Genomic DNA, 10,694 nt, shown 5'->3' on the forward strand with positions numbered 1-10,694 from the left:
AGCGAAGTCGAGACACGCGAAGGCTGGCACTTCCCAAGCGTGTCTCGACTTCGCTCGACACGAACGGAAATAGAGGGCGGTCCGCTACCCACCCCAATGCCGACGTCATCAAACCGCTATTGTTTCTCCCCCTTCTCGACCAACCCATGCCCTACGCTCACCCGCTCGTCGAAGACGAAACAGCTTCCGTGCCAACGGGTATTCGCCTCTGCCACCTGTTCCAGATAAGCGAGGATGCCGCCTTTCAGGTGCACCACGTCCGCAACCCCCTCGCTCCGCAGGAAAGCGGTTGATTTTTCGCAGCGGATGCCGCCGGTGCAGAACATGGCGACGCGCTTGCCCGCGAACTCGGCGGCATGGTCGCGCCACCAGCCGGGGAAATCGCCGAAACTCTTGGTATGCGGGTTGATCGCGCCGGCAAAGCTGCCGTAACCGACCTCGAAATCGTTGCGCGTGTCGATCAGCACCGTGTCCGGATCGTCGACGAGCGCGTTCCAGTCGGCGGGGTCGATATAGGGCGCCGCATCGCGCGCCGGATCGAGGCCCGGCACCTTCATCGTCACGATTTCCTTTTTCAGCCGCACCTTGAGGCGCTGGAACGGCATCCCGGCGGCGGTCGAATATTTGACGTCGAGGTCGGCGCAATCGGGAAGCGCGCGGATGTGGGCAATGGCTGCAGCGATGCCGTCGGCGCTTCCGGCGATCGTCCCGTTCACCCCCTCGCGGGCGAGGAGCAACGTTCCCTTCACCCCGTGCGCCGCGCAGAGGTCGAGCAACGGCTGGCGCAGCGCGGCGGGGTCTTCGAAGGGCGCGAAACGATAGAGGGCGGCGACGGTGAAGGACATAGCGGCGCCCCATAAACAAAAGCCGTCGTCATTGCGAGGAGCCGAAGGCGGCCGCAATGACGAAAGGGGCTAGCGAAAGGGATCGCGCCGCGCGGTCGCATAATGCGCCATCGCCATCGTGGTCCATTGCGCATTGACGCGGATGCAGGTCGGGAAGACGCTGGCGTCGGTCACCAGCACATTGGTCGTCCCGTGAACGCGGCATTCGGGATCGACGACGCCATATTGCGGGTCCTCGTTAATCGCATTGCCGCCGTGCGGGTGGCTGCTCGACAGGGTGACATCGTCGGATTCGCGGATCGCATCCTCGAAGAAGGCGTCGATGTCCATGCCCGGCGTCACCGCCTGTCCCCTGGTCAGCGCCGGATAGCATTCGAGCGCGCCCGCCGCGAAATGCACCTTGGTCAGCGTCGCCATCGCGCGGCGCAGCACGGGGAGATCATCGTCGGTATCGAGCTTGAAGGCGAGCTTGCCGTCCTTCATCCGCCCGAGCCGGTCGGCGGGGAAGAGGATACCCGCCGAATGGACGCGGCCGAAATTCCGCATCCGCGCGGCATGGTCGGCGAACCAGCCGGGCATCAGCGACGCCATCGCCATCGGCGGCTGGAAATGGCTTTCGAGGAGGAAGTCGCCGCAATCGACATAGCTTGCCATCTGGTCCTCGTCCCACGCGTCGCCGCCGACCCCCGGCGGCATCAGCGCGACGACAGGCGAGGCGATGTTGAGCGAGACCTGATAGCCGGTGCTGTCGATGTCGCTGCGGCTGAGCAGCTTCGACGAGGCGATCGTGCCGGCTGCGACGATCACGCCGACACGGGCGCGGACGAGCGTCTTCGACCCGTCGGGGAGGACCAGCTTCACCCCCTCGGCCTCGCGCCGGCCGTCGATCGCGGTCTGCCAGAGAATGCGTTCAGCCTTGGTGCCGGGCAGGATGCGCGCGCCTTCGCGGCAGGCTTCGGGCAGGTAGGTCTGCGCCATCCCCATCCGCCGGCCATAGGCGCAGCCCGCGTTGCAATATCCGCAATAGGCGCACGCCGTCGGCGTGTTCGGCGGCCCGAAATTCTTCGCGAACCAGTCGGCGACGGCGCGGCTGTCCTTGGGATCGGTCGAGGTCGCGGCATAGGCGTGCCAGCCGTTGATCAGGTGCGGGCCGTTGTGGCGCCCGCTGCGCGGTTCGATCGTGTCGATGCCGAGCCGCGCCTTGATCGCGTCATAGCTTTGGTGGAACGCCGCGGCATCGACCGGCGCGCCGATGCTGTTCCATTTCGCGAACACATCGACCGCGTCGGGGTGCGTGCGCCCCGTCTCGTTGACGCGCAGGCAAATGCCGTTGTTGATCGTCGACGAGCCGCCGACGCAGCGCCCCTGAAAGACGACGAAATCGCGGTTGGTCGAGGTCTGGAGCGCGCCGTGCTTGAACAGGTTCGCGACCATGTCGAGCTCGTGATGATTGATCCGCGGCGAGGGATAGAAGGGCCCGGCCTCGACGATCAGCACCTTGTAGCGATGGTCGTGCACCATATGATAGGCTGCGACCGCGCCGCCCGCTCCCGACCCGATGACGATCACGTCATATTCGTCCGCAAGAGTTGAAGCATCGAGGATATGCGCGGGATCGATCTCGCGCCCGTCAACGCGCTCGATCGGCATCTCGCCGGCACCGCGCGTGCGGAACTTGGGCAGGGTGAAGCCGATCTGGCGATGCACCGGGTTGGCGGCATTGGCGTCCTGATCGCCGGGCTCGATCCCCGCCTGCCAATGCCCATAATAGCATCCGTAGATGACGCCGCGCAGCCGCGCCATGTCCTGAAAAAGGTCGATCCGGCTGTTCTGGAGGCGGCCGGCGATCCGTTCGGCGCGTGTTTCGACGCCGACCTCGGCGAACAGCGGGCCGAGCACGATCTCGGTCGCGGTCAGCGACAGGCGTATCTCGTCGAGCTTCGTTCCCCCGACCTTCGCGAACAGATCGACAACGTTCGCGACCACCTGATCGGGCGTGATCGCCATGGGGGCGCCGTGGAACAGCGCCTCGGTCAGCGCCTTCAGAAATTTGAGCTGCCCGAAATTGAACGGTGCCGCCATAGCCTGCCCCCTGCCTGCCCCTATCCACAAATGGCGGCTTACAGGCGCGAGACGCAAGCTGTATTGTACGGGATCGCCAGCACGAGGGCCTATGCGCTGCGCGCCACGGCATCCACCGGCAGGAACGGCTGCACCGCCGCCAGCGCGCGCGCGACATAATCGGCCTTCTCGCCGACCGGCGCGACATAGTGCAGCGCTTCCCCGGCCGCTTCGGTGCCTGCCAGCCGCGCGATAATCCATGCCGCGAGATATTGCGAGGCGAGGCAGCCCCCGGCGGTCGCGACATTGCCGTGCGCGACGAAGGGCGCGTCGAGCACTTCCACCCCCGCCTCGACGACCCAGGGCTTGGTGGTGAGGTCGGTGCAGGCGGGAAGATCGCCGATCAGTCCCAGCTTTGCGAGCAGCAGCGTTCCCGAACATTGCGCGCCGATGAGCTGGCGCGCCGGGTCGAGCCGGATGCGGCCGAGCATCAGCGGATCGGCGGCGATCTCGCGCGTCCGGATGCCGCTGCCGACGATTACCGCATCGGCCTTGGCCGCGAAGTCGAGCGGCTGCTGCCGCTCGATCGTCACCCCGTTCATCGAGGTGACCTGCGGCGTCGGCGAGGTGATATGCGCTTCCCAGCCCCGTTCGCGCAGCCGGTTGAGGATCGCGGCGGCAACGAAGCTGTCGAGCTCGTTGAAACCGTCGAAGGTCAGCACCGCAATCTGCACGTCATAACTCCCTGAAAGCCGGCGGGCCCTATACTGCGCCGTCCCATATATCCAGAGCCCGATGGACCCGGCTCGCCGCAAAGCCACGAAAGCCCCGCATGCGCCCGGTGGTTTTGTGCCCTTTGTGGCTTCGAGCGCCTCCTTGTGGTGTTCGCAGCCGGCTTAAAGCGACAAAGGATACCGATGTGCACGCCGAAACTGTCTCCTTTGTCGCTTTAGGGAGGGTTCGCGAAAGCCGGTGATGTCAAAGAGCGGCGTCGAGGCTGGCACGGGACGATAAAGTAGGACAGCGATTTTTTCCGGAGTGGTCGGCGGCGGTTTTGGGGTGGGAAGCGGGCGCTGCCCTTTCTTTACTTCGTCATCCCCGCGAAAGCGGGGACCCAGAGCGTCCGTCCGCATACCCATCCCTGGGTTCCCGCTTTCGCGGGAATGACGAAGGGAGAGAGTGCGGCAACTCCCGGCCGAAAGCCGCGTTCATCCGCTCCATAACAAAAAGCCCGCTTTCAGAGGGAAAGCGGGCTTTTTGTAAGCTTCGGGAAGCGGGCCTACCCCTTTTCGGGGGGCGCCACCGTGATGCGCACCCGCTCGCCCGAATTGCCGGGGAAGCCGGTGAACATCGCCTCGACCAGATTCGGGACGAGTGCCTGCAGGTTGTTGTCGCGCGACTGCGCCTCGGCATGGCCCTCGAACAGGCGATAGCCGTCGGCGGCGCGGTTGATCTGGAGATTGAGGCCGCTGGTGTAGACGGTGTAGCTCGACACGTCATTATAGCCCCAGCCCGGGCCGAAGCCGCCCCACAGGAAGGGGTCGCGATAGCCATAGACGAAGCGGCGGCCGCCGTGCCCACGCACGATCACCGGGCGGTAGTAGGACGGGCCGAAGCCGCCGTACCAGGGATCACCGAAGCCGGGGCTCGAGACGACGCGCTCGCGGCCCTTGTCGACGCCATAATCCATGCGGACGACCAGGTCGGGGCGTTCGCCGTTCGCGGCGGGGCGATAGCCGTAGCGGGTCAGCTCGCCGGCGACGAGATTGGCATATTGGCCGAACTCGATGCCGCCCTGCAGCGCCGGATTGCCGGCCTCGATCGCGAAGCTCTGGCCCTGCGGCGCGGGAAGCTGGGTCTGGAAGCGCGCAACGTCGGCCTTGAAGGGGGTCGCGCAGCCAGCGAGCGCCAGCGCGGCGCCGGCGATTGCGGCGAGGCCGAGGCGGCGGGAAATCATCTTGCTCATACCATGCTCCGTGATTCGGAAAGACGCTTGCAGGACGCCTTTGTTAACATGACTACGCCGATGCGACTTAACCTTGGTTGAACCCGCTTCGCCGCATGATGGCACCTCGCTCCAATATGGGGGCGGGGCGGCGAGAAACAAGAATTTCCTTTGGCCGAAGCGGCCTGGTCAACGGCAGAGGCCGAGCGCGGCATAAGCGGCATCGAGCGTCGGTTTCGCGAGAATGCGAGCCTTTTCCGCCCCCTTGTCGAGTATCGCGTCGAGCGCCGCGACATCGTCCTTCAACGCGACGTAGCGCGCGTTGATCGGACCGAGCGTTTCGATCAGCAGTTCGCCGAGCGCGGGCTTGAACGCGCCGAACCCTTGCCCCGCATAGTCGCGCAGCACCGCATCGATGCTCGTATCGGCGAGCGCGGCATAGATGCCGACGAGGTTGCGCGCCTCGGGGCGGTCCGCCAGCCCGGCGGCTTCGGACGGCAGCACCTCGGGATCGGTTTTCGCCTTTTTGACCTTCTGCATCATCGTGTCGGCGTCATCGGTCAGATTGATGCGGCTCATGTCCGACGGGTCGGACTTCGACATTTTCGCAGCGCCGTCGCGCAGGCTCATGATGCGTGCCATTCCCGCCGGGATGATCGGTTCGGGCAGGGTGAAGACGGGCACCTCTTCGCTGGCATAATCATTGTTGAATTTCTGCGCGACGTCGCGCGCCAGTTCGAGATGTTGCTTCTGGTCCTCGCCGACCGGGACGTGCGTCGTCTGATAGAGCAACACGTCGGCCGCCTGCAGTACGGGGTAGGTGTAGAGCGCCGCCGATGCGCTTTCGCGATTCTTGCCCGATTTGTCCTTGAACTGCGTCATCCGGTTCAGCCAGCCGAGCCGCGCGGTCCCGTTCAGCAGCCATTGCAGTTCGGCATGCGCGGGGACGCGCGCCTGATTGAAGAGGACGGAGCGATCGGTGTCGATGCCGCAGGCGACGAGCGCGGCGGTCATCGCGCGGGTGTTGGCGGTGAGCTCGGCGGGGATGTGCGGCATCGAGATCGCATGGAGGTCGGCGAGGAAATAGAGCTTGTCGCCCTCCATCTCGTCCTGCATCCGCACCCAGTTGCGGATCGCGCCCAGATAATTGCCGAGGTGCAAATTTCCGGTGGGCTGGATGCCCGATAGCGTCCGCATGTCTTATTCCTTCGTGGTTGCCGCGCCATTGCGGCGGCGCCGCGTCAGCATGGCAAGCAGATCCTTGTCAAGCGCGCCCACGAGGAAGGCGGCGGCAAAGAAGGCCGCGCCGCCGGCGCCGCAGAGGATCGCGAGCGACCAGATCCGCTGGAATGCGCTGCCGCCATAATAGGGCTGCATCAGCGGCATCATGTACCAGAGCAGCGCCGCCATGACCGCGACCGCAACCAGCTGGCGCGCGATCTTGCCCGCCAGCTTCGCAGTGAAATGGAACCAGCCGCGGCGGTGCAGGATGATATAGAGCAGCAGGCAGTTGACCGACGCTGACACCGCGGTCGCCCCGGCGAGCCCGACGATGCCGTAGCGCTCGACGACATAGAGGTTGATCGCGACATTGATGATCAGCGAGGCGAGCGCGGTCCACACCGGCGTTCGCGTATCCTCGCGCGCGAAGAAGCCCGGATTGAGGATCTTGACGATCACATAGGCCGGAAGCCCGCAGATCAGCGCGACGACGATCTGCGCCATGATCGCGCCGTCGCCCGCGGTGAACTTGCCGCCGACGAAGAAGGCGGTGGTGAAGGCGGGGGCGCAGATGGCGAGCGCGGCGGCGGCGGGCAGCGTGAGCAGCGTCGCCGTTTCGAAGGCATTGGCTTGCAGCCGCTGCGCCTCGGCGGCGTCGCCGCTGTGGATATGTCGCGACAGCATCGGCAGGATCGCGGTGCCGAGCGCGATGCCGACGATGCCGAGCGGGAGTTGGTTGAGCCGGTCGGCGAGCTTCAGCAGGGTCAGCGAGCCTTGCGGCAGCGAGGTCGCGAAGAAGGTATCGACGAACTGGCTGACCTGATAGATTCCAGCGCCGAAGGTGGCGGGCAGGATCAGCATGCCGAGGCGCTTTACCTCGGGCGTGAATGTCGGAAAGCGCCAGTGGAGCTTCAGGCCCGCGCGGCGCACCGCCCACCAGAGATAGGCAAGCTGGACGACCCCCGCGATGCTGACCGCGACCGCGAGCGCGGTCGCGACGATCCGGTCGTCGCCTTGCGGTCCGCGCAGCCACCAGCCGGTGATGATGCCGCCGATCAGCACGATGTTGAGCAGCACCGGCGCAAAGGCCCCCGGCGCAAAGCGCGAGCGCGCGTTGAGCAGGCCCGACAGCATCGCGACGAGGCTGACGAGCGCGAGATAGGGGAAGGTCACGCGGCTCAGGAAGACCGCGAAGTCGAACTTGCCCGGCACCTCCTGAAAATCGCGCGCGAGAATCCAGACGATAGCCGGCATCACGATCATCATGATCGCGGAGAAGGCGAGCAGCACCCACAGGAACACCGACAGCACATCGTCGGCGAACTTCGCCGCGGCGGCCTCGCCATCCTCACCCGCTTCGCCGCCGCCGTGCAGCGCGCGGCTGTACATGGGCACGAAGGCGACCGAGAAGGCGCCCTCCGCGAACAGGCGGCGGAAGGTGTTCGGCAGCGTGAAGGCGAGCTGGAAGGCGTCGGCCGCGAGCCCCGCGCCGAGCACGCGCGCGAGCAGCATGTCGCGCGCGAAGCCGAAGATGCGGCTGACCATCGTCAGCCCGCCGATCGTCCCGACGCTTCTGACGAGGCTGGTCATGCGGCCTCTTTTTCAATCACCATCGTCATTGCGAGCGAAGCGAAGCAATCCAGAGTGTGCGTAAACCGCCCTGGATTGCTTCGCTTCGCTCGCAATGACGAGGTTTTCAAGTCAGATCAGGCCTGACCGGCCGGCGCCATGTCGCCCACCTGTTCGGCCTGCGCCTGCGCCTGCTGCATGAACAGGCCGTGGAAATCGATCGGCTCGAGCAGCAGCGGCGGGAAGCCGCCGTCGCGGACGACGTCGGCGACGACGCGGCGCGCGAAGGGGAAGAGGATGCGCGGCGCTTCGGCGAGGAAGAAGGGCTGGAGCTGGTCGTCGGGGACGTTGCGGACCCCGAACAGGCCGGCATATTTGAGGTCGACGACGAACATCGTGCCTTCGTCGGCCTTCGAGCTGATGTCGATCTTCAGCGACACTTCATAGAGATTCTCGCCGACATTGTCAGCGCCGATGTTGAACTGGACGTCGATCTGCGGCGCCGACTGCCACTGATAGGCGGCGGGGGCGTTCGGATTCTCGAACGACAGATCCTTCACATATTGCGAGATCAGACCGATCGCGGGCGCGGTGTCCTCGCCGTTCGCCTGCGGGGCGGGGTTGAAGTCGGTGCCGGTTTCATCAGCCATGATGGTAACGCTTTCACTATAGGATGACGGAAGGGTCCGCCGCAGGGCGGAAGGTTGCGGCGGCGCTTAGCAGCGGCGGCGGGCGAGTACAATGGTGCGAAGGGGGTTCGCGGAGGACAGCGCGCGGCGCTGAATCGTTGACCTGCCGTCCGGCCGGGGCCATGGTGATTTGAATCATGGCCGCGGATCGCCTATGTAACGGCCAATGCCTTTGTTGTTCCTTATCGGATTTTGCCTGTGACCGCTTTTTCGATCGTCCTGCTCGCCATGATCGCTGCCTTCCTCGGCATGCGGCTCTATTCGGTGCTCGGCAAGCGGACCGGGCATGAACAGGAACCCGTGCTGCCGCGCCGCGATGAGCGCGCCGCGCCCGCTCCGGCGCCCGTCCGCCTCGACGATGGCGACGCGCCTGCGTCGCTTCCGGCGGGGCTGCCGGGGAGCTCGGGGCTCGTTTATGAGCCTGCTGCCGAAGCCGGCCTCCGCCAGCTGCTCGCTGCCGACCGCCATTTCGATGCCGGGCGCTTCGTCGAGGGGGCCGAGACGGCGTATCGCATGATCCTCGAGGCGTTCTGGTCGGGCGACCGCGATACGCTGCGCGATCTTTGCGACGACGACAGCTACGAAGCCTTCGTCGCGGCGATCGAGGCGCGCGACGCGCGCGGCGAGACACTCGACAACCGCCTGATCGGGATCGATTCGGCGAAGATCACTGCGGTCGAGCTGAGCCGCCGTGAGGCGCGTATCACCGTCCGCTATCAGGCCGATATCAGCGCGGTGACGCGCGATGCCGAGGGCAAGATGATCGCGGGATCGATGAGCGATGCGGCGCAGGCCGACGACCTCTGGACCTTCCGCCGCCAGATCGGCAGCAGCGATCCGAACTGGCTGCTCGACGAAGTCGAAGCCGCCTGATTCTCGTGCGGGAAGCACGGGTGGCACAGAAGTCTGGCGTCGTGCGATTCTGGTTCACGCGAAGACGCGAAGACGCGAAGAGGTCGTGCGCGATCGCCGGAGACGGCTTGCCGCCGCAGGCGGATATAAAAGGCGCTACGCGCAAAGAGCCGAAGAGCGAAGCGTCGATTGGCAACCTCTTCGCGTCTTCGCGTCTTCGCGTGAACCCGAAAAATCCGATGCGGGAGGATGCTCGTTCGGCTCTCGGGCTGGCGCTGATCCTGCCACTGCTCTCCGCCTGCGCATCGGTGATCCCCGAAGCGGGTGGACCGCGCTCCGGCGCAACACCGCCTTCCACCCAGCCATCGCCGCCGCCGACCGGCGCGCCGCGGCCTTATACACCGCGTCCTTCGGAAACGGGCAGCGTCGCGGCGCAGCCGGTTCCAGCAACGCCAAATCCGCCGCTCCCCGCCCCGGCACCGCCCGCGACCGCGACGACCGCCGCCGAGGCAGGGGTGACCGCCGGTCCCGAATTTAACGAACTCGGCGTCGCCGCCGAGCAGGCGACCGCCGCGCTGAAGGCATTTCGGCTGAGCTGCCCCGCGCTGCTTCGCCGCGCCGATGCGAGCGGGCTCACGCAGAACGGCGAATGGACCGAAAGCTGCACTGCCGCGAAGGACTGGGCCGACCGCGACGCGACCAATTTCTTCAGCCGCTATTTCGGCACGGTGCAGATCGGCGCGGGGACCGCCTTCGTCACCGGCTATTACGAGCCCGAGATCGCGGCCTCGCGCGACAGGCGTCCGGGCTATGACGTGCCGATCTATCGCCGTCCGGCCGATCTGGTCGATGTCGATCTCGGCGCCTTCTCGAAGGATTTGCAGGGCAAGAAGATCCGCGGCCGCGTCGAGGGCAGCAATTTCATTCCCTATTACGACCGCAAGACGATCGAGAGCGGGGCGCTCGCGGGGCGCGGGCTCGAAATCGCCTGGGCGGCCGACGCCGCCGAGTTCTTTTTCCTGCAGGTGCAGGGTTCGGGCCGTCTCCGCCTGCCCGACGGCGCGATCATGCGGATCGGTTATGATTCGCAGAACGGCCGCGATTATGTCGGCATCGGCAAGCTGCTGCTCGACCGCGGCGAGTTGCAGCGCGGGCAGGCGTCGATGCAGGGGATTCTCGATTATCTCCGCGCCGACCCGGTGCGCGGCGCGGCGGTGATGAACGAGAATCCGAGCTGGGTCTTCTTCCGCGAGCTCACCGGGCCGGGCCCGCTCGGTGCATTGGGCGTGCCGGTAACGCCCCGCGCAAGCCTCGCCGCCGACCCCAAATATGTGCCGCTCGGCGCGCCCGTCTTCCTCTCGCTCGATCGCGCCGAGCCGAACGGGCTGTGGATCGCGCAGGATACCGGCGGCGCGATCAAGGGCGCGAACCGCTTCGACAGCTTCTGGGGCGCGGGCGATCAGGCGCGCGCGATCGCCGGCGGCATGGCGGGGCGCGGATCGGCCCTGCTGC

General features: G+C 66.1%; 9 protein-coding genes. 2 read left to right on the forward strand and 7 right to left on the reverse strand.

Annotation, left to right across the window (positions count from 1 at the left end; translation table 11 throughout):
- Positions 1 to 116: 116 nt before the first annotated feature.
- From ACE3SL_RS06150 to secB, 7 genes are all read right to left on the reverse strand, one after another.
- Positions 117 to 845: a rhodanese-related sulfurtransferase gene (locus ACE3SL_RS06150; RefSeq protein ID WP_374524874.1), complete on the reverse strand. Its 729-nt coding sequence runs from the start codon at positions 843 to 845 to the stop codon at positions 117 to 119.
- Between the two features lie 69 nt (positions 846 to 914).
- Entirely contained in the window at positions 915 to 2,927 is a 2,013-nt protein-coding gene (locus ACE3SL_RS06155) for a GMC family oxidoreductase N-terminal domain-containing protein (protein ID WP_374524875.1), read from the reverse strand.
- Positions 2,928 to 3,016: 89 nt separating this feature from the next.
- On the reverse strand, positions 3,017 to 3,640 hold the full coding sequence (locus tag ACE3SL_RS06160) for a DJ-1/PfpI family protein (protein WP_374524876.1): 624 nt from the start codon (positions 3,638 to 3,640) through the stop codon (positions 3,017 to 3,019).
- A 545-nt stretch (positions 3,641 to 4,185) separates the two neighbouring features.
- On the reverse strand, positions 4,186 to 4,872 hold the full coding sequence (locus tag ACE3SL_RS06165; protein WP_374524877.1) for a DUF4136 domain-containing protein: 687 nt from the start codon (positions 4,870 to 4,872) through the stop codon (positions 4,186 to 4,188).
- 168 nt (positions 4,873 to 5,040) lie between these two features.
- Positions 5,041 to 6,048: a tryptophan--tRNA ligase gene (gene trpS, locus ACE3SL_RS06170; RefSeq protein WP_374524878.1), complete on the reverse strand. Its 1,008-nt coding sequence runs from the start codon at positions 6,046 to 6,048 to the stop codon at positions 5,041 to 5,043.
- Between the two features lie 3 nt (positions 6,049 to 6,051).
- Positions 6,052 to 7,662, reverse strand: a complete 1,611-nt coding sequence (gene murJ / locus ACE3SL_RS06175; protein ID WP_374524879.1) for a murein biosynthesis integral membrane protein MurJ — start codon at positions 7,660 to 7,662, stop codon at positions 6,052 to 6,054.
- 116 nt (positions 7,663 to 7,778) lie between these two features.
- Complete coding sequence (secB, locus tag ACE3SL_RS06180; protein ID WP_374524880.1) at positions 7,779 to 8,291, reverse strand: protein-export chaperone SecB; 513 nt, start codon at positions 8,289 to 8,291, stop codon at positions 7,779 to 7,781.
- 237 nt (positions 8,292 to 8,528) lie between these two features.
- Here secB and ACE3SL_RS06185 point away from each other — a divergent pair, with 237 nt between their 5' ends.
- Both ACE3SL_RS06185 and ACE3SL_RS06190 read left to right on the forward strand, forming a co-directional pair.
- Positions 8,529 to 9,203: a Tim44/TimA family putative adaptor protein gene (locus ACE3SL_RS06185; RefSeq protein ID WP_374524881.1), complete on the forward strand. Its 675-nt coding sequence runs from the start codon at positions 8,529 to 8,531 to the stop codon at positions 9,201 to 9,203.
- Between the two features lie 218 nt (positions 9,204 to 9,421).
- Positions 9,422 to 10,694: murein transglycosylase A (locus ACE3SL_RS06190; RefSeq protein ID WP_374524882.1), on the forward strand; the 1,273-nt coding region annotated here is incomplete at its 3' end.

Source organism: Sphingopyxis sp. (assembly GCF_041916015.1).
Lineage (GTDB): Bacteria > Pseudomonadota > Alphaproteobacteria > Sphingomonadales > Sphingomonadaceae > Sphingopyxis.